This is a genomic window from Mesorhizobium sp. WSM4821, assembly GCF_055901555.1.
The window spans coordinates 6,876,546-6,899,815 of the sequence record NZ_CM148371.1; the positions used below are offsets into that span (position 1 = coordinate 6,876,546).

The following is a 23,270-nucleotide window of genomic DNA, read 5'->3' on the forward strand; positions in this document are numbered from 1 at the left end:
ATTCGCCCTGATGCCTTCAGACCGGCGACGCTCCCGTTTCGAGGAGATCGGCATAGTGCCGGCGCGCCACGTCGGGATGGGAGCGCAGGCGGCTTTTCAACACATTGGTCCCGACGTCGCGAAACAGCGGATTATCCGGATCGCTCGCCGGCCCGCGCGCCTCGGCCGTCAGTTCTTCAGGCAAGGTGAGCAACGGGATCGTCGCATCGAGCCGGGCGCTGAAGAAAAAGGGAACGGAAATCCGCTCGACACCTGCCGGCGGCGTCACGACACGATGAACTGTCGCCCTGAGATAACCGTTCGATGCCAGTTCGAGGAGTTCGCCGATATTGACCACCAGCGTTCCAGGGATCGGATCCACATTCACCCAGCTTCCGTCATACTCGACCTGCAGCCCCTTGTTCTCGTCCTGAAGCAGGAGCGTCAGGAAACCGCCGTCCTTGTGTGCGCCGACGCCCTGGCCGTCGCCGGTTGCCTCGCGCCCAGGATAGCGCACGATCTTCATGCGATGGTTGGGCTCACCGCCATAGATCGGATCGAAAGCGTCCTCGGCCTGGTCGAGCGACAGCGCGAAGGCCTTAAGCAGGCGGATCGCCACCGCCGTCGCCCCGGTCTGCCATGCAAGCAGCGCCGGCTTGAGTTCCGGCAGGGCTGAAGGCCATTGGTTCGGCCCTTGCAGCCGCGTCCAGGCAGGAATGCCCGGGCATTGTGGGATGGGTCGGCGCTCGATGCCGATGTCGAGTTGTTCGCGCCAATCGGCCTTGCCCCTGGTCAGTTCTCCGCCGGTGCGCGTGTAGCCGCGGAACTGCGGGGACTCGATCATTTCGATGGCCAGTTTGTCGGCTTCCGGCAACGCAAAGAACCGCCGGGAGGCGTCGAGCACCTCGTCGATTTGCACAGCCGAAATTCCATGACCGCTGAGATAAAAGAACCCGACGTCGCGGGCCGCGGTGCGCAGGTCGAACAGAAAGGTCCGGCGCTCCGATGCGCCTTGTTCGAGACGGCTGAGATCGAGCACGGGGACAATCCTGGCCATGGTCACCTCCTTCTGCTTCAGGCGTGGATCACGCCTTACGGTGTCACGCGGAGCATTGCGATCAAAGCAACGCCCGATCCAATCTCGACGCGAATGGAGGAAAGTCAGCGCTGCGTTTAGCGACCGGCAGGCAAATAACGTCCGAATGGACGGCCCGGGCTCAGAAAGTCTCGACCCATGGCCTGAGTTCGAGCTCCGAGCTCCAGGCGCTGCGATGCTGCCGGTGAATTGCAAGATAGGTTTCGGCGATCGCGTCCGGAGACAGCCGGCGATCCTGCCGGTCGGGTTCGCCGGCCTGTCCAGGCCCGTTCGACGCGATCGCACCGTCGATGATGAAATGCGCAACGTGGATATTCTTCGGGGCAAGTTCGCGGGCCATGGATTGCGCCAGCCCACGCAGGCCGAACTTTGGCATGGCAAAGCCGGCCGAGCCCGCAAACCCCTTGACGCTCGCGGTGGCGCCGGTGAACAGGATCGAGCCGGAGCCACGGGAAAGCAGCCGGCGCGCGGCCTGCTGGCCGACCAGGAACCCGCCATAGGCACCGACCAGCAATGCCTGCCTGACCGCCTCGGGATCGAGACCGGCTATCGGCCCGCGGGCGCGTCCGCTGGCGTTGAACACCACAAGGGACAACGGACCGGCCTTGTCGGCGATGTCGAACAGGTTTTCGACCGACGCGACATCGGCAACGTCCGTTTCGACCGCCAGCGCGCCAGTCTCGTCGACCAGCGCGCTCAGCTTGCCGACGTTGCGGGCAGCCAGAACAACGCGAAAGCCCTCTTTGGCGAGAAGACGTGCAAGCGAGGCGCTCAGCCCCTGCCCTGCTCCCGCGATAACCGCCACGTCTGATGTCATGGAGCTTCTCCTTTTCTGATTCTGGTGTGATACGGGTTCTAGTTCGGCGGATTGGAAATCCAGGTTCTATCACTCGTGTTTCTGAAAGTGTTTCCGGGCCAGCATAGCCGCTGGTGTGCCAAATGGCCCCTACATTGCGCTGTAGCCGGCGGAAGACAATCGCAGAGGCAGAACTCGCCATGTTCGCGGTCCTTGCCGGATTGCTTGAACCCGCCGACGGAGACGAGGCATCTCAGCCTATGAAGGCGACTTACCAAAATTTCGGAAACGCGCTGCCGGCCGGCGCGTTGGCCCAGCTCTGCAAGGTCTGGCCGCCGTCGATCGGCCAGCTGACGCTGGCGATCGATCCGACGCTGGTGCGCACGCGTCCCGCCCATATCGGCGTCGACCTCTCCGGCAGCTACGCATTCGGCGCGACTGTCGCCGATTTCTGGGGCGAGCGCGGCGAAATCGCGCATGAGGTCGATGCGGACCGCTTCTTCAACTGATGTTCGATCTGCTGCGGGATTAAACCGAAGCGACACGGCACGTTCCTGATTGCGTGGATCGCGGGGGCCGCACTCCCGGCTTGAGAGATCGGAGCGCATACCCGCCGACGGCGCGCGATTTCGACGCCGTCGGCGGCTTCCTGCGCCTCGCCCCAGTGCCCACTTCCTTCGGATCAGGAAGGCGTGAATGATCTTGGGAAAGCCTTCCACGCTGCGGCCCCAACTCTATGCGTGCCGGCGGGTACGCAAATCGGTGCCATCACCTATTTTTGGGCGGCCGGTTCCCCAGTTTTCGCGGACCGGTCCTGCTTTTGCGGGAACTACCTAATTTTCGTGCGGTTCCAGGGACAGACACCCGTCAGGAACGACGCGTTTTTGTACACAGCGGTATCGCCATGCGGTTGGCAGCGACACTGCGGTCGCACCGTCGTATCGCGAACCGCATTGAATGAAAGGCAAGGAGCGCCATTTCGATCCCGGTCATGGAACCCTCGCGGCCTCTAGGGAAGCACTCGATGTGCGGCGGCTCGGCGCCAAGGCTTTGGCCTGCCGGGCGTTCGCGGTCGAGGTCCCATCGGTGCCGGCCCGCATCACCCGCCGCACCGAACGGCGGACCATCGCCGGTTCATCGGTCAAGAGCATCCTGGATCGATGCCTGTTCCATCGGATCGGCCACCGGTATGGCGGCGGGTTCTCTCACGAGAACCGTGGTGCCGTACCGCATGATCTTGAAATCGAGCGATGGCTGGCCGACGGCTTGAGGCAAGGAGATCATCATGTGTTGCCCCGGTCCGAGCGTGGAGACGAACCGCACCGGCTGCGCATCGGCCCCGGAAGCCAGGGTCGCAACGACCCGGTAGCCGTCTGGCTCGACCGTGTAATAGACGGCGCCCGTGACCGGGCCGAGACGGATGCTGTGGCCGTTCCCCGGCGCAAGTTCCGAGGCTGCGGCCACGCTCGTGGTGGCGAGCAAGACCGTTGCGAATGCGGTGGAATATCTGATCATGGCTATTTCCTCCGATTGGCGAGCTCAAGGACTGCCTGGCAGTCCCTTCCCATCTCACGAACTCATCCTGCGCGCGGCGGCATCCGCGCGCATCGGTGCGGTCACCTAGTTTCCTGGTGGCTGATCTCCTAATTTTCGCGCGTTTGCCTAGACTAGGTGCCGAGAAGCAACTGTTCTATGCCGGCGTAGCGCGCCCGCAGTCGTTGACTGCGCGCGTCGCAAGATCGAATTGAGTGCAAGCTCACGTCTGCCCATCCCGAGTGGTCACCTTCAGCCTGTGGGCCGCTTCCTCCACTGCTACATGGTTCGCGTCCACGATTGATTTCAACTCGCCACGCACTCTGCTCATCAGTTCTGCCTGCGCCAAATCTGGTCGGCCAACCCCGAACGGTGGGGCGGGAGCATATTCCATGCGAAGCTCGATAGATTCGGCAACGGCCCGGCCGTAGATTTCGGCGACGGCGACGAGCGCGAAATCGATTCCGGCGGTGACCCCGCCACCAGTAATGACATTGCCGTCACGCACGACGCGACCTCTGTCTGGCTTCGCACCCAATGGCGCAAGAAGCTCAAGCGTGGCCCAGTGGGTCGTCGCGCGTTTTCCTCGCAGCAAACCGGCAGCGCCGAGGATAAGTGCGCCGGTGCAGACGGACGTCAAATACCGGGCGCCGGCGGCAAGGCGTCGGATCTCCTGCATGAAAGTTTCATCGACCATCGCCTCGGTCACACCGGCGCCGCCGGGCAAGCAGAGCAGATCGCAGTTGTCCACTTCTCTCAGATCGGAAAGTCCGCCGAATACCATCCCTCGCGCCTCTACATCGCGGCCTCCCATGGAGGCGACCGTGATGCGGGCATCGGGCAGATAGCTGAAAACCTGGTGCGGCCCCGTGAAGTCTAGTTGGGTCATCCTGTCGAAGATCGCGAAGACAATGTGCATATTCGTGTGGGTCATGGCGGGGGCTCCTTTCCGGCGACGGAAGCTCAGCAGGCATGTTAGCGGGGGGTTGTAACCTCAGGCCGCCAGTCCTTTTGCGAGCGCGCCGACAAAGGCGCGGGTAATTGTTCCGGTCGCATCCAGCTTGGGGTTGAAGATGGTGATGTTGATGCCGAGTGCGCGGCCGGTTCCGATAGCGCGATGTAACACGGCCGACAGTTCGTCCCATTGCAAGCCTCCTGGCATTCGATAGTCGACTGCCGGCATCACCGCGTCATCGAGCACATCGGCATCGAGGTGGATCCAGAAGCTGTCGAGTGCCGGGATGCAGAGTCGTTCAAGCGCGCGGTCGATGGCCTCTGACAGACCTCGTTGACGGATCGCCGCGAGGTCGAACATTGCGATCTCGGTGTCTTCGACCCGTTGGCTGCCCTGCTCGTCGGCGATTGCAGCATCGCGGCGGCCGAGCACGACCACGTCTTCATCTCTCACGAGAGGGCGCTGACCTTCCAAGTTTGTCACGAGCTCAGGACCGCGCCCGGTAGCGAGCGCTAGGTCCATCGATGCCGCCTCGCCATTGGGCTCCGCCTCAGCTTGATAGAAGTCAGCGTGGCCGTCGAGGAACAGCAGCCCTGTTCGGCCCCGACGTCGGGCCGCCAGGAGGCAGCCCAGCAGGATGGAGCAGTCGCCGCCGAGGACGACCGGGAAGTCCCGGTGCGCTAGCACTTGCGTGATTGTGTCGGCGAGCGCGCGGGAATAGTCGGCGATTTGGTGAGGATTCAGCAACCCGGTGGCTTCGTCGCGTCGCGGATCGTAGGGCGGCGGCTCGACGCGTCCGGCGCGGCGCGCATGAATTCGCTCCATCAGGCCGGCCGCGAGCAAAGCGTCGGGTAATGTCTCCACGCCTTTTGGAAACAGGCCCAGTACGGAGGGAGCTTCAATAACGACATAACTCGGATGAGCCATGAAATCGCGCTCCAATGCCGATGCTTTCGATGCCAATGAAGTTCGCTCCGCTAGGCCGACTAGAGGTTTATGATTTTGATAGTGCTTGTGACAGGGAGCCGATCCAAAGCTCGTCGGCGGCAAAATGCGAGTCGCCGCTCTTAAGGCTTACGGCTGATCCACGCTGTTCCCTTCACGAGCTTGAAGCCGTTGACCCGCGTGGGATCCGACCACCGAAGGTTCGGGCTTCGCCAAAAAAGATCCATAGCCCGCCCCTTCGCCGCGGCTCTCGCATTCAGGCTGGCTCCGAGCCCGGTGGATCGGCCATCGCTTCAGGGAGAAATAAACCGTCCCTCGGTCGTCGGCACAGAATGATGCTCATGCGTAATGGTCCAGCCACCGTTCCTCTTTTCGAGCCCGACCGTTAGCCTCAGATCAAGCGGCCCCGCTGACGTTCCGTCGCAATGAATCTGGCAACTGGCGAAGGCGACGCGGTTCCCTACCGTGACTTGGAAATCAATCGGGTAAAAGGTGATCGCTCCCTTGGGATTGGCGAAGAAGAAATCCCATGTCTCGTTATAGGCCTCGATACCACGAACTACTGAGGGAAAATCGAACATCAGCAAATCATCGGCATGATCGGCGAGGATGCCGGGACGGTCTCCAGCCTCAACGGCACCTGCCCATTTTTCTATCATTTCCTGCACGCGTTCTTTCTCGGAAATAGTCATGTTCGGCCTCCTGTTCTCATTATGTGCTGATTATTGGCGTTAATTGATCTCTTTAGACCTCTTGAGCCGTGGTTTGGGGGATGAACTCGGCGATCTCTATCGAGCCACCCGCCGCGAGTTGCGGGCAGGTTTTGGCAAGCCTTATGGCAGTCTCCATGTCGTTTGCGGTGATGAAGCTCAAGCCAACGACGGGATTGGCCCCGCCGCCGGTGCTGACTGAGCCATCGGCGGCTATCGTCCTGGTGATGTTCACCGGGTTATTGCCTCCCTCGGGCGCATCACCAAGTTGGTTCATCCAAGCGTTCCAGGCATGCGTCAGCTCACGCGGTTCGTTGGCAGTCGGTATTCGACTGCCGTGATATGCTAAGAGGTATGTGGGCATTCTGGCTCTCCTTTGTCTTGTCATAGGTCGCGAGCTATGTTGGTTCTGAGAAGCGATCGAGACCGGGGCACCCCATCGCTGCGCCGCTTCATCTTTGCGGCGGCCTCGTCGCTGGACGACGTTGTGCGCCCTGGTACTGCTCCGCTTGGCGTTGCGGGGATCGACAGGATTAAGCATCCTCGTAACAATAGCCGAAGTGACTAAGTTCCCTCGATTCATGCCACATGACTCATTAGCGGTTGTGCCCCAGTAACGCTGACAAGCGTTGTCTGGCGTCGGCCTTGTCTCTGAGAGACTTGCCTGCACAATCGAGCTTGGTCCTGTCCCAGCTGTCCGTGCACATCTCAATGCGTCCTCCATCAAACGAAATGATTCACCTTATCGACGACGCTCCAGGTCAAAGCTCGAGGCAAACCTTGCCGACGTGCTTTTGGGATTCGTAGTACTCGAAGGCGGCACCAATCTCCCGCAGCGGAAAGCTACGGTCGATCACGGGCTTTATTTGATTGGAAGTAATCGCCCGGAGCATTGCTTCTTGATCCGTTCTGCTGCCTACGGAAATCCCACTGATGCGGATTTGCTTGGAGAACAGCGAGGGGATCGACACTTGTCCCGTAAAACCGGTGAGGACGCTCACGACGGCAATATGCCCACCTATCCTGCAGGCGGTTATCGACTGCGCCAAAGTGGCTGGTCCGCCGACTTCGATCACATGATCGACTCCGCGTCCGTCCGTCAGATCCGTCGCCTTCCGGCCCCAATCCGGCACGGACTTATAGTTGATGATGTCGTCGGCACCGAGCCGCCGGAGCTTTTCCAGCTTCTCCTCGGAGGACGATGTGGCGATCACGTGGGCCCCTGCAGCTTTGGCGAATTGCAGCGCGAACAGCGAAACACCGCCTGTCCCAAGGATCAGCACCGTATTGCAGGGCTTGACCTGGCCACATGTCACTAGGCTTCTCCACGCAGTGACACCTGCGCATGGAAGGGTCGCCGACTCGACATGCGTGCAGCCGGTGGGAGCGATCGTGAAGTAGCGCGCAGGAAGTTGAACGAATTCGCTGGCATAGCCATCGATTGTTTCACCCGGAATGTCGTGGCTGAAAGCAGGTGTCGGTTCGCCTCCCGACCAATTCGGGTAGAATATGCTCACAACGGCATCCCCGATCCTAAAATCGTCAACACCGTCTCCAACTGCGACTACTTCTCCGGCGCCATCGCTCAATTGAACACGGCCGTCGCCGCAGCGTATTTTGCCATGCACGACCATGTGGTCATGGAAATTCATCGAGCAGGCGCGGATCCTGACCAACACGTCCCCGGACCCCGGTTCGGACTGATCTTCCTCAACCAGTTCGAGGTTCTCCAGTCCGCCCGGCGCTTTGAGCCTGACACGTTGCATAATCGCTCCTTCGAACTCGAACATGATCAAACGCTGCGAATAAGAGACCGAGGTCACCTGCGCGTTGTGGTCGTTCCCGACTACTGCGTTGCTGCAATGGGGCGAGCTATCGGGACGGCCGTGATCCCGGTCGGCTACATCCTTCCTAGCTCAGAATGGCTTGCCCGTTTCGAGCAGCGATTTCAGGTTGGAAAGGATCTGCGGCCAGCCTGCGGATACGCCTGCGATGAGTTGCGAATTTGCGCGTTCGATCGAATGGCTTAGGTTCAGCTTGACTACATCACCTTTCGGTTCGAGCTCGAGCGAGCATTGCGAATATCCCTCGGCGGCAACTTCCGGGTTCGCCTCATTTCTCCACGTCAGCACGAGCCTTCTCGGACGATCGAGCTCGACAATGTCGCCAGCGTCGGCCGTTTGTCCATCGGGTAGGACCACTTTCCACGGCGATCCGACCTTCCAGTCGGTCTCGAAATGCGCTCCGAACCAACACTTCTCAACCTGTTATGTGTTGGTGAGCGCGACCCACAACTCATCCGGTGTGGTTCTGATGTATGTCACGTACGAGAAGCCGCTCTTTGCATCGGTCATGTTCAGTCCCCTTCTTTTGGCTGGCGCGTTGCTTCAGCGCTGCTGGAGTGCAGCCGCAGAAACTCCCGTGCTTACGAAGGTCACGCCTGCACCGATGTTGATTCCCACAACAACACGCGGACGACGGAGGAGCCAATCGCTCAGGGCGGATGCGAAACTGCCGATCAGGGCCAGACCGACGGTGGCAATAATCGCGAGCCATGCGCCGTAGGTCATCATCTGCATGTCGACGGGCCTCCGGTCGGCGCTGCGTTCCAATTGAAATCAGCTAGGGCGCTAGGTGACCCGGCTCCAGTCATTCCCAAGCCGTCAGCTTCTTCAAGCCGCCGATCAGCGGCATGGAAGTGGCATGTTACTCAGCCCGCTTGGGCGCGGTGAACGTCCATAGGGGGCGATGCTGACGTCGCGACTTTGCCAAGCTGGAAGACCTCCGTCGCCTCGCCGCGGCCGCGCAGCCGGTGCTTGCCCGCGGGGATCCTTTCGAACGTTTCGTCGAGCCGCGACGCGGTCTCGCCGGAAATGGCGATTGCGGCGGTGGCGCCCGGTTCGAGCTGCTTGCCGAGGTCCTGCAGCCGCTGGCTGACGTTCACGGTATCGCCGACGATCGTATAATTGACGCGGTCGGATGCGCCGATATTGCCGACGATGACGGAGCCCGTGTGGATGCCGATGCGGACATGAAGCGGAGGCCGGCCTTCGCCAGCCGCTTCCAGATTGTCCTTCTCCAGATCCTCGCGGATCGCCGCGGCGGCGCGGACGGCCGCGGCGGCATGGCCCTTGAGACGATCCGGCGCGCCGAAGAACGCCAGCATGCCGTCGCCCAGGAACTTGTCGACAGTACCGCCATGTGCATCGACCGCGCCGCACAAGATCGCGAAGTGGTGGTTCAGCAGCCTGGCCGCGGCGGCGGCGTCCATCTGCTCCGACAGCGTGGTGAAGCCGGCGATGTCGGTGAACATGACGGTGACGACCGCTTCGCGCGGTTCGGCGATGCCGATCTCTCCGGTGCGCACCAGCTTGGCCACCAGCGAGCGCGGAATATAGGTCGAGAATGCACGCAGACCGATCAGCATGGCATTGAACGCCGAAGCCTGGTTGTCCAACTCCAGCACCCTGCTGCGCGGCAGGGGGGTCACGCCGTCGAGATCGAAATCGGCGACGCGCGTGGCCTGGCCGGCAATCGCCTGGATCGGGCGCGACAGGCGCTTGCCGAGAAGGATCGCGATGGTGACCGCCACCGCCATCGCGCCAAGTCCAAGCATGGCCGATCCCATGATGCGCTCGATTTCGTCGCCGATCTGACTGGTCTTGAAATACGCGCCGAGCGTCCAGGGCCGGTCGCCATAGCCGGTGATCTCACGGGTAATAGCGACGTAAGCGTTCTCTCCGTCCCATGAGGTCGAACCGTCCTTGTCGTCTACCTGGATTTCGGCAACCTCGATATCGCGGGTACGCTGCGTGCTGAACTCCGCATCCGGTTTGCGCGCCTCATATCCGGCGAGAACCGGATCGCCGAAATTGGCGAGCGGCGTCAGCGGCAGGATGCCGTTCTTCAGCGCATCCGGGGAAGCCAGCCGCTGGTCCGCCAGGATGGATCCGTCGCCATCCAGAATGAAGGCATGGGTGCCGAAGCGCGACGACAGTTCCTGCGTGATTTTGGATAAGTTCTGCAGTTCCACCGCGGCGATCACCCAGGCCTTCGTGGCACCATCGCGTGACAGCGGCGCCGAGACGTTGGCGTACAAGCCATATTCGTTGGCCACCAAGGCGCCCCACCGCCGCCCGTCAACCTGCTGGCGCTCTTCAAGAACGGCGCGCACTTGTGGCGATTTCTCGGTCTCGGCGGGGAGTTTCCGGATCGTTCCGGCAGGATATTTGGCGTCGTTGTCCCCGGTCACCGCCGCCCCCCTGCAAATCAGGTCGGGTGTGCAGATCAACATTGCGTTCACCCCCGGCGCTGCCGCCAGCGCACTGGCAAGTGCCGCCGACATCGCCTCGTCGTCGATCTGGAACTCGCCCTGCTTGTAGAGCTGCGCGACGCCGTCCACGGCGCTCTCGGCGCGCCCCATCTCGGCGCGCAGCGAATCCTCCATCGCATCGATCAGGAGCGTCGACTGGGCGCCGAGCAGGTCGAACGTGTTGCGAAGGTTGGCGCCGACCGACAACGCGAGCACGCCGCCGACCGACAGGAACACGAGGCTGCCGAAACTCATCGCCATGATGACTGCAATGGGGATGCGACGCCACTTCTTTTCGGGGCGGACCAGACGCGCTGGTCGTGCGGACGTGCTCATGCAGCCAATGTCATAATGCGCCACCGCATCGCAAGCCCGGTGACGGTTTTAAGGAGAGGCCGCGCCCGAAGCATTCGCACCAATGTGGCGCCGATGTTTCCGGCGCCGATGATTCCGATCCTCTCCTCAAAGGGGTGTCCCTTTCGTAAATATGGAAGAGCGCCCGCCTCAGTCGCGGACGCGGGCGCCTCGAAAATTCCAGACATCATGTTCTCTGTGCGCAACCGTAAGCGTTAGGTGCCTTGCTCTCAACCCTTCCAGAACAGGTGTATCATCTCCCGAAAGGAAGGGCTCGAGTCTGGTCACCAGCCAATCAAAGTCGTCTCAAGCAGTTAACCTAATTCGGAGCGACAACTGACGTTCGACGTCATCAAAAAAAGGCGGACTCTGGCACGGTTCTGGTCTATGCCGACGCTCGTTGCCGGTCCGCCGGCCTTTGCAACTGGTCCATGAATGAAGCGCCAGCCCACGACGTCGAGCCTGTTACGCCGACTCAATCGTTCGGCCGTGGTGGATTTGATCCGCACCGAAGGAGTGGCATCACCTTCGAGCCTCGCCGAGCGACTGAACATCAGCATCCCGACGGTGATGCGGGTGATCGAGGATCTGATTGCCGAGGATTTGGTGGCATATGACGGGTTTGACGAGGCCAATGTCCGGGGCCGTCCCCGGGCACGCATCAAGTTCCGCGGCGCGGCGCATGCGATCATCGGCATCGAGGCCGGCAAGGGCGAGTTCTATGGCGCCGTGGCCAATCTCGAGGGCGTCGTGCAGACCGAAATGCACGAGACCGCCGACGATGATGGCGAGCGCAATTTCGAGAAGCTGGTCGGCCTGATCCACCGGTTGATGGCGGCTCCCCGCCCACGCGGCCAAACCATTCGCGGCATCGGCATTGGCTTACCCTCGATCGTCAGGCAACCGGCGGGCGAAGTGGTGCTGACGCTTGGGCTCGGCTGGCGCGACATGCCGTTGCGGGCGCGGCTCAGCGAGCATTTTCAGATGCCCATCGTCGTCGAAAACGGGCGCAACCTCGCCGCTGTGGGCGAATGGGGATTCGGGGCCGGGCGTGGCGCCGGCAGCGTCGTGAGCCTCTCGATCGGGCCCGGTGCCGGCGCGGGCGTCGTGATCGACGGCAAGCTCTACGGCGGGCATTCGCATGCGGCGGGCGAGCTCGGCTGGTATCTCGATGACCCCCTCCTCACCGGGCGGCCGTTCGAACATCTGGGCGACAAGCAATCGCTGCGCTTTTTCGGCATCCCCGAACAGGCGACCATGATGCTCGAAGAGGCCAACACGCGGTATGCGGCGGGGAAGCTCACCCTAGCTGCCGTCATCGACCGGCAGGCGGGCACAATCGCGCCAGTCGTGACCGAACTTCTCGACTATGCGACGATGGCGGTGGGCAGTGTTGCTGCCTTCATGAACCCCGAAATCATCGTACTGGCGGGCCGGATCGTCGGCGGCGGTGATCTGGTGCTCGATGTGCTGCGGCATCGCCTCAAGGGCAATGTGTACGACCCGCCGCGCCTCGTGATAGGCGCGCTGGGGCATCGCGACATCGTGCTTGGAGCGGTGCGCCTAGTGCTCGATGCGACGACGCTCAACCCTGCCGACAGCCTCTTGATGGCCGACTAAAGATCAATCGATCGCGATTGACAGCGACTGAATCTCGGCATTAAGTTTCTAACTGAAAGAAAAACTGCGCCCTGCGTCGTGTGGGAGCGTATCTTTCATGGGAGGACTACAATGACGAAGATTTTCAATCCGCTTGGGCGGACGATGCAGCGTCGTGACTTCTTGAAAGTTGCGGGTGCGAGCGCTGCGGTAGCGGCCCTGCCGGCGGCAGTTCGCGCCGCCGCTCCCGTCAAGGTGGTGCTGTGGTCGTGGGTGCCGGATCTCCAGCTTCAGGTCGACCTGTTCAACGCCGCGCATCCGGGTATCAAGATCGAACTCGTGAATCCTGGCCAGGGGGACCCGCTATATAACGCGCTCCGCGCGGGTCTGCAGGCGGGCAGCGGCCTGCCCGACGTCGCCCAGATCGAATACCAGCACCTCGAGAGCTTCCGCCAGGTCGACGCCCTCGCAGACATCGGCCAGTATGCCAATGCCCGTAAGGGCGAGTTTCCCGAAGGCCTGTGGGCGCAGGTCGCCAAGGGCGATGTGGTCAACGCCACGCCGCAGGATTACGGTCCGATGGCGATGCTCTATCGCAAGGACATCTTTGACAAACATGGGATCACGCCGCCCACCACCTGGGCCGAGTTTGCCGATGCGGGCAAGAAGATCCATGCGGCCGATCCGAATGTGTTCATGACCGACGCGCCGTTCGGAGCCAATGCCGACTGGGTCTTGGGTCTGTTGTGGCCTATGGGCTGGAAGCCGGTCAGCCGCGATGGCGACAAGCTCGTGATCAGGATCAACGACAAGATTGCCAAGGACTTCGCCGCCTATTGGCAGGACCTTATCAACGTAGGTGTTATCGAGACCAAGCCGGGCTTCAACAATGAGTGGTACACCGGCCTCGACTCGGGCCGCTATGCCACCTGGCTCGCTGCGGGCTGGGGTCCGCTGTTCCTGACCTCGGTCGCCAAGACCAGCGTGGGCAAGTGGCGTGCCGCCGATCTGCCGCAGTGGGACGCGAGCAAGTTCGTGACTGGCGCTTGGGGTGGCTCATCGCTGGCCGTGATGAAAGCGACCCAGCGTCTGCCCGAGGCCGCCGAAGTCGCGATCTGGCTGAACACGGATCCCGAAGCCACAAAGCTTTACACCACCAAGCAAAACTTCTTCCCTTGCACCAACGCGCTGCTGTCGAGCCCGGAATGGGCGAGCGCCAAGCCGGAATTCTTCGGCGGCCAGGAGGTGAACAAAGTGTTTGCCAAATCGGCGAGTGCCGTGGCGCCGTTTGAGTGGAGCCCGTTCCAGGGCTTCCTCTACCAGTCGATGGCCGATGAATTCGGCGCCTCGATCAGCGGCAACGGCACGCTGTCGGATGCGTTCGACCGCGTCCAGGACGCCGTGGTCGCCTACGCGAAGGACCAAGGCTTCACCGTGGCCTAACTCCTCCCGGGCACCGGCCGGGCGCGCCTTGATCGGCGCGCCCGATCTCTTCATCTTGCCGGACGGGGGACCCATGGCAATGTCGAATTCGCCAGCCGCAGCGACGCGCCCAGCGCGATTGGGCGGTTTTAGTTCACGAAAGCTTGCGCCCTATCTCCTCCTGGCGCCCTTCGTGCTGCTGTTTATCGCCTTCATCGTCGCACCGCTGGTCTATGCGTTCTACATGAGCCTCCACCGCGACACGCTGGTGGGCGGACGGCAGTTCGCGGGTGCAGTCAGCTACATCAAGGTCGCGAGCGACGCCAAATTCTGGGGCGGCGTGTGGAACCTCGTTCTGTTCGGCATCGTGCAGGTGCCGATCATGCTGGCCCTGGCGCTGTTGTTCGCCATCGTGCTTGATCGTGGCCAGGTCTATGCCAAGAGCGTCTTCCGGCTCGGCTTCTTCCTCCCCTACGCCGTGCCGAGCGTGATCGCGACGATCATCTGGGGTTATCTCTACGGCCCCACCTTCGGCCCGTTCACGCAGATGGCCAAGGCGTTGAACCTGCCGCCGCCGGACTTCCTGTCGCCGGGCGCGATGATCTTCTCACTGGCCAATATCGTGACGTGGGAATATGTCGGCTACAATATGGTGATCTACTACGCCGCGCTGAAGGCGATCCCGTCGGACCTCGCCGAGGCCGCGCGGATGGACGGCGCCTCGCCCTGGCAATTTGCCCGGCTGATCCAGCTGCCGCTGCTGTGGCCGGCGATCCTGCTCACCATTATCTTTTCGATCAACGGCACACTGCAGCTGTTCAATGAGCCGTACTTGATGCGCGCGCTCGCCAGTAACACCATCAATTCGAGCTACACACCGAACCTCTATGCCTATTCTCTGGCGACTCAGAACCAGCAGTATGGCTATGCGGCCGCCGTCTCGTTCGTGCTTGGCATCGTGATCGCGGGCGCCTCCTACATCTTCACCCTGATCACCAACCGCCGTCGGCCGGAGCAATGATGACTGCGACCACCGACATCGCCACTTTCGACGCGGCCAGGCGCCGGCCCGGCGAACGGCGGCGCTCGCGGATCATCCTCACGCTGCTGCTGTCACTGTTCCTCGTCTACAGCTTCGTGCCGCTGGTCTATCTGGTCCTATCGGCAACGAAGACGAATGGCGACCTGTTCACCACGTTCGGCTTCGGTTTCGGCACCAAGTTCAACCTCTGGCAGAATCTGAGCGATCTGCTGGCGCGCGACAACGGCATCTTCATGCGCTGGATGTTCAACAGCCTGCTCTATTCGACCGCCGCCGGGATCGGTGCCGCGATCTTGGCTACCGCGGCAGGCTATGCGTTAGCCAAGTTCAAATTCGTCGGCCGCAATCTGCTGTTTGCGCTGGTCTTGGGCGCTGTGATGATCCCGCAGACGGCACTCGTCGTGCCAATCTTCCTGCTGCTGGCGCTTTCGGGTCTCAGCGATAATCCGCTGGGCGTGATCCTGCCCTCGATGATCTCGCCGATCGGCGTCTATCTGATGCGCGTCTATATCGAGCAGGGCGTCGACGACGAACTGCTCGACGCAGCGCGTATCGATGGCGCCGGCGAGTTCGTGATCTTCCGCGCCATCGTGCTGCGGCTGGTGGCGCCGGGGATGGTGACCGTGGCACTACTGTCGTTCGTCGGGACCTGGAACAATTACTTCCTGCCGCTCATCGTGCTGCGCTCGCAGGAGTATCAGCCGATCACGGTGGGCCTTGCGACCTGGTATCAGCTCGCGCAGCAGGGCGGTGGCGGCGGACAGGTGCTGTTCTCGATCATCATCACCGGCGCGCTGGTCAGCATCATCCCGGTCATCGTGGTGTTCCTGCTGCTGCAGCGGTTCTGGCAGGGCGGCCTCACCGCCGGCGCCATCAAATAGACTATCGCCTGGAGTTTTCCGACTATGACGACTGCCTCGAAATCCGCGCCGCTCTCTGTCTGGCGGCCGATCGCGACCGACACGTTCCTCGTCGGTACCCCGCATTATCCGGAGCATGTCGATGAGAGCTATTGGCAGCGCGACGCCGACCGCATGGCAGCCGCGGGCTTCAACACGGTGCGGCTTGCGGAGTTCGCCTGGCACATTCTAGAGCCGCAGGAGGGGACATTCGACTTCGACTTGTTCGACCGCGCCATAGATGTGCTGGGCAAGGCTGGCATCAAGACCATCATGTGCACGCCAACGGCGACGCCGCCGCGCTGGCTGACGGCGCGTTGTCCCGAAGTGTTGCGCGTCGATGCCAATGGCCGCGCCATGAGGCATGGCTCGCGCCAGCACGCCAATCTTGCGAGCGGAGTGTTCCGCGAGCATTCGAAGCGCATCACCAAAGCGATGGCCCAGCATTATCGCGGCAATTCGCACATCATCGGCTGGCAGACGGACAATGAGCTCAATACCTCCGGATCGCTGTCCTACGGTCCGGTGACTCTTGCCGAGTTCCAGGCCTTCCTCAAGGACAAGTACAAGACCATCGCCGCGCTCAACTATGCGTGGGGCGGGCATTTCTGGGCCACCGCCTACGACGATTTCGATCAAGTGGTGCTTCCTCTCGACTACGCCCCTGCCCCGATCGGGCCGACCCATGTGGTCGACTATCACCGCTTCCTCGCCTTCGTCACGGCGCGGTTCCAGCACGATCAGGTGCTGATCCTGCGCGCCACCAATCCAGACTGGTTCGTCTTCCACAATCTGGGGCGGATCGACGACATCGACTTCCGCGGCGAGTTCTCGACCGATCTCGATTTTCTTGGCTTCGACATCTACCCGCATCTCGATGACGAGATGCAGCGGGTCGGCGGCGTCGGCGAGGCGCAGGCGCTGCGTCTCGACATCTGCCGCGGCTTGACAGGCAACTTCATAGTGCCGGAGCAGCAATCGGGCTTCGGTGCGCAGCCGAACTTCTCGACGCTGACGCCCGAACCCGGCGAGATGCGCCGCATGGCCTATACGTCAGTAGCGCGCGGCGCCGATGGCGTGATGTTCTTCCGCTGGCGGCCGGCGCATTTCGGCGCCGAGATCTATTGGATGGGCATCATCGATCACGACGACATCCCGCGGCGGCGCTATGATGAGGCCAAGCAGTTTGCGGGTGAGGTCACGGCGCTCAAGGACAAGATCCTCGGCACGCATGTGCGCATCGATTTGGGCATCGCCGGATCAGATTTCGACAATCAGGAGATGCACCGCTCCTACCCCATCGGCATGCCTAGCCCGCAGGACGATGCAACGCTGCTGCACCGCTATTGCTACCGCCACAACATCGCCTGCGGCTTCATCCATCCCGAGGATGATCTCAGCAAGCTCAAGGCGTTCTACGTGCCGCATTGGCTGAAATGGACCGATGCGTGGACGGCGCGAATCGAGGCCTTCGCTAAGGCGGGTGGAACGGTGATCCTGGGCGGCCGCACCGGATCACGCGACGTCAACAACCACGTCATCCGCGACACCTCGCCGGGCAAGACGCTCTCGGCGCTGGCCGGGATCACGGTCGAGGAGTTCGGGTTGCTGACGCCGATCGGCGGCGAGGGCCTGTTCGAACATGGCGGCCGCTTCGGCGCCAACACGGTGCGCAAGAAGCTGCCGGCGACGTCGGCGAGCCGCCAATACGAGCTCAAGATCGGGAATGCGCAGGTGACGGCGGCGCATCTCTATGAGCTGCTGAAGGTGGCGCCGGGCACAGAGGTCATCGGCCGCTGGGCCAGGCGCTTCGCCGAGGGCCAGGCCGCGATGACTTCGCGCAAGGTCGGCAAGGGCAATGTGATCTACCTCGGCACGTACCTCAGCGATGCTCTGGTCGAGGTGCTGGCCGATCAAGTGCTGGCGCCCGCCGGTATCGTGCCGCTCATCGCCGACATGCCGGCCGGCGTCGAAGCGACCATCCGCGAGAGCAAGGACCGCCGCCTGCTGTTCATCCTCAATACGATGGGCGAGCTGGCAAGCATCGACAATGTCCCCGCGGGCAAGGATTTGCTCGGCGATGGCAAAGTACGCGGCGGTAAGCTGTCGCTCCCGGCCTATGGCTGCAGCATCATCGAACTGGACTAGGGATGTTGTCGCGAGGCCTTGGGAAACGCTCAAATCTTCTGTCCCAGTGTTAGATTGGGCAGCAATCTCCACTCTAGGCATCTTTGTGTGCTGCCGGACATGATGTCGCCCAAGCCGATCGTCCGCTCTATCGCTGCAGGACTATTTTCGACCTCGCCGACAAACCGGACCTCGCCGGTGCGGCCGCCCTCCGCGATCGCAACCGCGTGCTTCTTCTTGGCTACATCAAACGCGACAAACGCTTCGCGATGCTCTCCCATGGCTCGCCCTCGGTGCGTGAGGATCGGCTCGGCCCATCCGAGATGGGGTATTCGGCTTGAGCCTCATCTTCGGGCGACAATGCATGGTGGATAGGTTGAAGGTGCTGCGCTTCGAGCTGATGGTTAGACGTGGGTCTGTTGGAACAGCCACAAGCATCAGAAGGAGAAGCGCAGCATGAAACATTATGCCGGATTGGATGTCTCCGTAAAAGAGACCGCAATTTGCATTGTCGACGAAACAGGCCAGATCTGCCGGGAGATGAAGGTGCCGAGCCATCCCGAGGATCTTGTGCGGGTGCTCTCGGATCCTGCCTGGACCTTTGAGCGGATCGGCCTCGAGGCCGGGCCGCTGTCGCAATGGCTGTTCAGCGGCCTGGCCGAAGCCGGCCTGCCGGTGATCTGCATCGAGACCCGCCACACCAAGGCCTTCCTGGAGGCGCAGCCGAACAAATCCGACCGCATTGACGCCCGTGGCATTGCCCAGATGATGCGGGTCAACCTGTTCCGCCCGGTCCATGTCAAGACGCTGACGAGCCAGAAGCGCCGGGCCCTGCTGATGGCGCGCAAACTCTTGCAGGATAAGGCGATCGCCATCGAAAACGACATCCGCGGGCTGTTGCGCAACTTCGGTCTCAAGGTTGGGATGGTCGGCGCCGTCAAGTTCGAGCCCCCGCATCCGCGAGCTCACCGAAGGGATGCCCGATCTGGCCGAAATCGTCGAGCCGCTGCTCGAGGCGCGCAGCAAGCTGCGCGAGAATTTTGCCGCGCTTCACCGCAAGCTTCTGGCGATCGTCCAGGATAACGAGGTCTGCCGGCGGCTGACGACGATACCGGGCGTCGGTCCGGTGGTGGCGCTGGCCTATACCGCGACCATCGACATTCCGGCCCGCTTCCGCAACTCCAAGGCGGTCGGACAGATCTTGGGGCTGACGCCGGTGCTCCATGAGTCGGGCGAAAGCCGCCGCATCGGCCGGATCTCCCGCTGCGGCGATGGCATGATGCGAACGCTGCTTTACGAAGCCGCGCAGACCCTGCTAACGCGCGTGACGAAATGGTCGTGGCTGAGGGCGTGGGCGATGAATGTCGCTAGGCGGCGCGGCCGACAGAGGGCCATTGTCGCATTGGCTCGCCGGCTGGCGGTGATCATGCATCGCATGTGGCGCGACGGCACAGAGTTTCGTTGGACGCGACAAGACATCATGCCGAAGGCCGCCTGATTGTGCGCCCGACCATTGCAGCCTGCCGGCGCGCGCAGTGGGCCCGTCAAGGGCAAGTCGCGGCGCGCTGACCTTCGGCCACCCTTGACCGACCACTGCGCGCGCCGGCCGAGCCGAAACCAGGTCGGGGACGGCCAAACACGGAGATGAAAACATGATCGCAGAGCGAGCGTGACAAGGATCACCCCATAAGGTTCCACCAGCCGGGTGGAAAGAGCGTCCTTCGCGGGACGATGAATGAGGTGAGTTCGCGAGGGTTGCAGTACCGGTCGCATCACAACGATCAGGACGCTTCCGAGATTGTTCCGCCTCATGCTTCTGATCCCCATCAAGGCGACGGCCGAGCGCCGATCCCGCAGAGAAGCATGACCCCGCGAAAGACGTCACGCACCGGCGAAGCGGAAAGCTCGACAAGCGTTTGACTCCCTCGTCTCTTAATCGCACGAAAGGGCGGGCTACCGATCTCAGCCCTGGAACATGACGTCTAGTTTCCACGGGCTTGCAGCGCGTCTGTCGGCGGCAAGAGCCAGGGCTCGCCGCGAAGGCGAAGCAGAATCTCCATCCGGTTTGCCGCGTTGAATTTGCCGAGCACGGCGGAAACCTGGTGCTCGATTGTCCGCGGCGAGCGCGACAGGCGCCGTGCCGCCTCCTTGTTGCCCAGACCTTGAGCGATCATCGTGAGCACCTGTTGTTCTTGCCTCGTCAGCCCCAGCGGATGCTGCCTGGCCACGGTGTACGGGCCTCGGCGCTGCTTCGGCAGCTGGCTGGCGGCTCCGATGCGCTGCGCCAGCTTTCGCGCCAGCGCTGCCGCCGGGCGCGCTTCGACGGCCTCGAATGTCGTCACGGCGCGAGCCAGCGCCGCGCCGGCATCGGTTCCGCGGACCTGCGTGAGGGCGAGCGCCGACTCATAGGGAAGACCCAGGCGGGACCATTCGGCCGAGGCCGCCATCGGATCGCCCCGGAGTTCCAGTGCTTGCGGCAAGGGAATGCGGGCGGCCGGCACCGGCAGCGATCCCGCCATTCCGCAGCGCTGCCACCAGACGGCCAGTTCGCCGACATCCCCGGGGCGGAAATTGTCGAGGTCCATTTCAGCGAGGGCCGTCAGCGGCTTGCGGCCGGCGCCGGGCTCCTCGGCAAGCCAGGCGGCCTCGGCCAGCGCCAAGCGAACCGGTATGACGCGTTGAGCCTCGCCGGTCGTCAGGCCCTCCCGCAGCGCCTGCTCCAGCAGGGCCACCCCGTCAGGCTCACCCAACCGGACCCGCACCCTGCCGAGTTCCGTCAGGGCCGGCAGATGCATCACCATAGGCAGGCGTTCCAGATTCATGACGCCCTGGGCAATCGTCTCGGCCTCGCGAAAGCGCCCCTGCTCGGTGCGAAGCTGTGCCTGCCGGCCGAGCAGGTATTGCGCCGCCGAATCGAGATCGTGCCTGGCGCAGTAGGCAATCCCTTCCGCGAGCAGCCGCTCGGCCAAGGCGAAGTCCTTGGCCACCACCGCGCATTCGGCGAAGTTCGTATAGGCTCGCGACGCGTGGTCGTGAAACCCGTGATCGAGCGCTAGGGCAAGGCTTTCCTCCAGCCGCTCACGCCCGCCAGGGCGGTCGGCGAACATCAGCGCCGTGCCGACATTGTTCAGGGCATGGACACGTGTCTCGACCTCACCCAACCGGTCCGCCAGGCTGATCGCGCGCTCGCCCCATTCGATCGCCTCGTTGAAGCGATAATGCAGCATGTGTAGCTGCGAGCGCGTGCTGTAGGCCATCGCCAGTTCCGGCCCAGGCGGCAGGTCCTCCACTTCGCGTACTGCCTGATCCGCGTAGTCTTCCGCCTTCTGGCCCTCTCCGCGGCGCCAGTGGAGACGTGACAGCCAGCGCAGATTGGCCCCGACCTTGTCGATGCGCCCAAGCTCGCGCCAGATCGCGATGGCGCGATGCCGCGCCTCGATGATCTCATCGTAGACGAACAGCGACAGGCCCGCCTCGTAGGCCCAGTCTTCATTAAGCTGGGCCGCCAACGCCGATGGAGCCTCTGAAACGTATCGGAGCGCGGTCGCCAGATGTGAAGCCGCCTCCCTATGCGCGCCCAGACGCGCCGCCTGCTCGGCGGCCTGAGGTGCGAGTTCCAGTACGCGTTCGCCATTGTCGGCGCCGCCGGCATGGTGCACCCGTCGCGAAAGCAGAGCGTTTGCCTGCGCCGCCGGAAGTTCGGAGAGCGCCGATTCGACTTTCGCGTGCAGCGACCGTTGGAGAGACGGAGCGAGGCGGTCGAGCGTCGCTTCCCTGGCAAGCTCGTGGCGAAACGTCAGCGCGCCCTGAGCATCCCGCCGCAGCAATCCCCGTCCAACGCACTGGTCGACGAGAACTTCGGTCTCGTCCCCGAGAAGTGCCCGGATCAGCCACGGCTCAACGCTGCCCGGCATGATGCTCATGACCTCCAGCACCTCGCGCTCTCCCGGGGTCAGGCGCGACAGGCGCGACCAGACCGCGTCGCGTATGGAATCGGGCACGCGCGTCGTTTCGGCCTCGCTGCTGGACAGGAGCTCGGTGACGAAGAAGGGATTGCCCTCGGTAATGCGATAAAGGCCGTCGGCGGAGCGGCCGGCCTGCTCGGCCAGCACCGTCACCGCCTGGGAAGACAGCGGTTCCAGCGTCACGCGGCTAACCGAGGCGGACGGAAGGTCGCCGAGCACGTGGGTGAGAGGATGATCGGCACTTATCTCGTCTCTGCGCATGCTGAGCACCAGCATCGTGCGAAGCAGGGAGACGCGGCGACCAAGGTATCTTACCAGGTCAAGTGTCGCATTGTCGGCCCAGTGCATGTCCTCGAAGATGAGCACGGTCGTGCCCTTGGTGTGCTGAAGTGCATTCAACAACGCCGGAAAAAGCCGCTCCGGCGCCGCGGTCTCCTCGAGCAGCGCCGCCACGCGAGGGTCCAGCAGATGCGCCATGTCCTGGAGAGGACCGAGCGGGCGGGGGGTAAAGAGCGCCTCGCACCAGCCCCACAGCATCCGGCAATTGCTGTCGGCGTTCTCCGCGAATTCGCACAGGAGGGAAGTCTTGCCGACGCCGGCTTCGCCGTCCACCAGCACAGTCCCGCCGTGTCCGGCCGCAGCTCTCTCGGCGCTGGCCAACAAAGTTCCAAGCGGCCCCTCTCGCTCAAGCAGCATAAGAGCTCACGCCTCCATGATCTTTGAAGGTACAGCAGTAAGTCTTGAGTGCAACAACGACATTTCACGTGGATTGATCGGACCGACGGCAGCAGATCGAATTGCTTCGGCTTATCTTGCCGCGCAACGCGCCTGTCGGAACGATGCTGCTTGTGAAGGCGGAGCCCCGACGCGGTGACAGGACACGTCAGTCATGGAGGTCCCTCGAGATCGCCGGGCCGACCGAAAAATCGTTGAATGTGACTTCGAAACCTTCACGTTGCGGCGAACAACACATCATGCCGATATCGACCGTTTTCGAGGGCGGGAAGTAGGCGAGCCGCACCGGCTTCCAGTGATGGTCGGAGGCATCCAGATACTGAACGCGGATCGCCTCGGTGTGGCGGGTCAACCGGATCCTGACGCCATCCGGACCGGCCGGAATGCTGACCAGCGACCAGTCGGAAGTATCGTTGGTGACGACGACGGAAAAATATGCCAGCCCGTCGGTGAACTCGATGCCAGCCTTGACCCAGTGCGTCTCGCTCAGCCGGACCATCAAACCAGCCTGATCGTAGAGCACCTTGTAATCTCCCTTGACGGTGACCTCGGCACTGAAGTCGCCCTCGACCTGCCTGTAGAGGAAATGGCCATTGTCGCGCCAGAAGCCGTAGAACGTCTCGCGCCAGAAATCGGTTTCCTTGCCGGTCCGCACATGCACGCCGTCGCCGAAATCATGATGCGGTGGCGGGTTGAGCCAGGTCAGTTCTGCATTGTGAGATGTCATCGACTTGCTCGCCTCCGGTTCGTGTTGCGTTATCCGTCGCTCATGCGAAGAGGCGGCCACGACCCTCATCCGGA

At 62.6% G+C, this 23,270-nt stretch carries 19 protein-coding genes and 2 pseudogenes; 7 read left to right on the plus strand and 14 right to left on the minus strand.

Annotation, left to right across the window (positions count from 1 at the left end; all coding sequences use genetic code 11):
• Nucleotides 1–16: 16 nt before the first annotated feature.
• Both AC0NID_RS33535 and AC0NID_RS33540 read right to left on the minus strand, forming a co-directional pair.
• Nucleotides 17–1,036 carry an isopenicillin N synthase family dioxygenase gene (locus AC0NID_RS33535; RefSeq protein WP_473456503.1) on the minus strand — a complete coding sequence of 340 codons (1,020 nt, stop codon included), beginning with the start codon at nt 1,034–1,036 and terminating at the stop codon, nt 17–19.
• A gap of 160 nt (nt 1,037–1,196) precedes the next feature.
• Nucleotides 1,197–1,892: an SDR family NAD(P)-dependent oxidoreductase gene (locus AC0NID_RS33540; RefSeq protein ID WP_473456502.1), complete on the minus strand. Its 696-nt coding sequence runs from the start codon at nt 1,890–1,892 to the stop codon at nt 1,197–1,199.
• Between the two features lie 329 nt (nt 1,893–2,221).
• Between AC0NID_RS33540 and AC0NID_RS33545 the strand changes: the two are divergent.
• Nucleotides 2,222–2,403 (plus strand): annotated as a pseudogene (locus AC0NID_RS33545) (nucleoside hydrolase); the annotation flags it as partial.
• Between the two features lie 602 nt (nt 2,404–3,005).
• Here the strand turns inward: AC0NID_RS33545 and AC0NID_RS33550 are convergent.
• The 9 genes from AC0NID_RS33550 to AC0NID_RS33590 all read right to left on the minus strand — a co-directional run bounded on the left by AC0NID_RS33550 (nt 3,006) and on the right by AC0NID_RS33590 (nt 10,662).
• The gene (locus AC0NID_RS33550; RefSeq protein ID WP_473456501.1) at nt 3,006–3,386 is read right to left on the minus strand and encodes a hypothetical protein; all 381 of its coding nucleotides are present in this window, start codon (nt 3,384–3,386) and stop codon (nt 3,006–3,008) included.
• Between the two features lie 241 nt (nt 3,387–3,627).
• On the minus strand, nt 3,628–4,338 hold the full coding sequence (locus AC0NID_RS33555) for a DJ-1/PfpI family protein (RefSeq protein ID WP_473456500.1): 711 nt from the start codon (nt 4,336–4,338) through the stop codon (nt 3,628–3,630).
• A 60-nt stretch (nt 4,339–4,398) separates the two neighbouring features.
• Nucleotides 4,399–5,286, minus strand: coding sequence for an arginase family protein (locus AC0NID_RS33560; RefSeq protein ID WP_473456621.1), 888 nt, complete (start codon nt 5,284–5,286; stop codon nt 4,399–4,401).
• A 311-nt stretch (nt 5,287–5,597) separates the two neighbouring features.
• Nucleotides 5,598–5,996: a nuclear transport factor 2 family protein gene (locus AC0NID_RS33565; RefSeq protein ID WP_473456499.1), complete on the minus strand. Its 399-nt coding sequence runs from the start codon at nt 5,994–5,996 to the stop codon at nt 5,598–5,600.
• A gap of 52 nt (nt 5,997–6,048) precedes the next feature.
• The gene (locus AC0NID_RS33570; RefSeq protein ID WP_474033383.1) at nt 6,049–6,378 is read right to left on the minus strand and encodes a hypothetical protein; all 330 of its coding nucleotides are present in this window, start codon (nt 6,376–6,378) and stop codon (nt 6,049–6,051) included.
• 397 nt (nt 6,379–6,775) lie between these two features.
• Nucleotides 6,776–7,804, minus strand: coding sequence for a zinc-dependent alcohol dehydrogenase family protein (locus AC0NID_RS33575; protein ID WP_473456497.1), 1,029 nt, complete (start codon nt 7,802–7,804; stop codon nt 6,776–6,778).
• A gap of 126 nt (nt 7,805–7,930) precedes the next feature.
• On the minus strand, nt 7,931–8,215 hold the full coding sequence (locus AC0NID_RS33580) for an SRPBCC domain-containing protein (RefSeq protein WP_474033384.1): 285 nt from the start codon (nt 8,213–8,215) through the stop codon (nt 7,931–7,933).
• A gap of 186 nt (nt 8,216–8,401) precedes the next feature.
• A complete protein-coding gene (locus AC0NID_RS33585; RefSeq protein WP_473456496.1) occupies nt 8,402–8,593 on the minus strand; it encodes a hypothetical protein in 192 nt (63 codons plus the stop codon).
• Between the two features lie 131 nt (nt 8,594–8,724).
• On the minus strand, nt 8,725–10,662 hold the full coding sequence (locus AC0NID_RS33590; protein ID WP_473456495.1) for an adenylate/guanylate cyclase domain-containing protein: 1,938 nt from the start codon (nt 10,660–10,662) through the stop codon (nt 8,725–8,727).
• A 453-nt stretch (nt 10,663–11,115) separates the two neighbouring features.
• On the opposite strand from AC0NID_RS33590, the gene AC0NID_RS33595 reads away from it, so the two are divergent.
• From AC0NID_RS33595 to AC0NID_RS33615, 5 genes are all read left to right on the plus strand, one after another.
• Nucleotides 11,116–12,300 (plus strand): ROK family protein, encoded by a 1,185-nt coding sequence (locus AC0NID_RS33595; RefSeq protein WP_473456494.1) that lies wholly within the window; start codon nt 11,116–11,118, stop codon nt 12,298–12,300.
• A 111-nt stretch (nt 12,301–12,411) separates the two neighbouring features.
• Entirely contained in the window at nt 12,412–13,722 is a 1,311-nt protein-coding gene (locus AC0NID_RS33600) for an extracellular solute-binding protein (protein WP_473456493.1), read from the plus strand.
• A 79-nt stretch (nt 13,723–13,801) separates the two neighbouring features.
• The gene (locus AC0NID_RS33605; RefSeq protein WP_473456492.1) at nt 13,802–14,722 is read left to right on the plus strand and encodes a carbohydrate ABC transporter permease; all 921 of its coding nucleotides are present in this window, start codon (nt 13,802–13,804) and stop codon (nt 14,720–14,722) included.
• On the plus strand, nt 14,722–15,624 hold the full coding sequence (locus AC0NID_RS33610; protein WP_473456491.1) for a carbohydrate ABC transporter permease: 903 nt from the start codon (nt 14,722–14,724) through the stop codon (nt 15,622–15,624). The genes AC0NID_RS33605 and AC0NID_RS33610 overlap by 1 nt, the downstream gene beginning before the upstream one ends.
• 24 nt (nt 15,625–15,648) lie before the next feature.
• Nucleotides 15,649–17,790, plus strand: a complete 2,142-nt coding sequence (locus AC0NID_RS33615) for a beta-galactosidase (RefSeq protein ID WP_473456490.1) — start codon at nt 15,649–15,651, stop codon at nt 17,788–17,790.
• A gap of 29 nt (nt 17,791–17,819) precedes the next feature.
• Here AC0NID_RS33615 and AC0NID_RS33620 read toward each other — a convergent pair whose 3' ends face one another.
• On the minus strand, nt 17,820–18,050 hold the full coding sequence (locus AC0NID_RS33620) for a hypothetical protein (RefSeq protein ID WP_474033385.1): 231 nt from the start codon (nt 18,048–18,050) through the stop codon (nt 17,820–17,822).
• Nucleotides 18,051–18,225: 175 nt separating this feature from the next.
• Here AC0NID_RS33620 and AC0NID_RS33625 point away from each other — a divergent pair.
• Nucleotides 18,226–19,267, plus strand: a pseudogene (locus AC0NID_RS33625) (IS110 family RNA-guided transposase).
• 484 nt (nt 19,268–19,751) lie between these two features.
• Here AC0NID_RS33625 and AC0NID_RS33630 read toward each other — a convergent pair.
• Together AC0NID_RS33630 and AC0NID_RS33635 are read right to left on the minus strand one after the other, a co-directional pair.
• Entirely contained in the window at nt 19,752–22,430 is a 2,679-nt protein-coding gene (locus AC0NID_RS33630) for an ATP-binding protein (RefSeq protein ID WP_473454855.1), read from the minus strand.
• Nucleotides 22,431–22,617: 187 nt separating this feature from the next.
• The gene (locus AC0NID_RS33635; protein WP_473454856.1) at nt 22,618–23,196 is read right to left on the minus strand and encodes a DUF1349 domain-containing protein; all 579 of its coding nucleotides are present in this window, start codon (nt 23,194–23,196) and stop codon (nt 22,618–22,620) included.
• Nucleotides 23,197–23,270 lie beyond the last annotated feature (74 nt).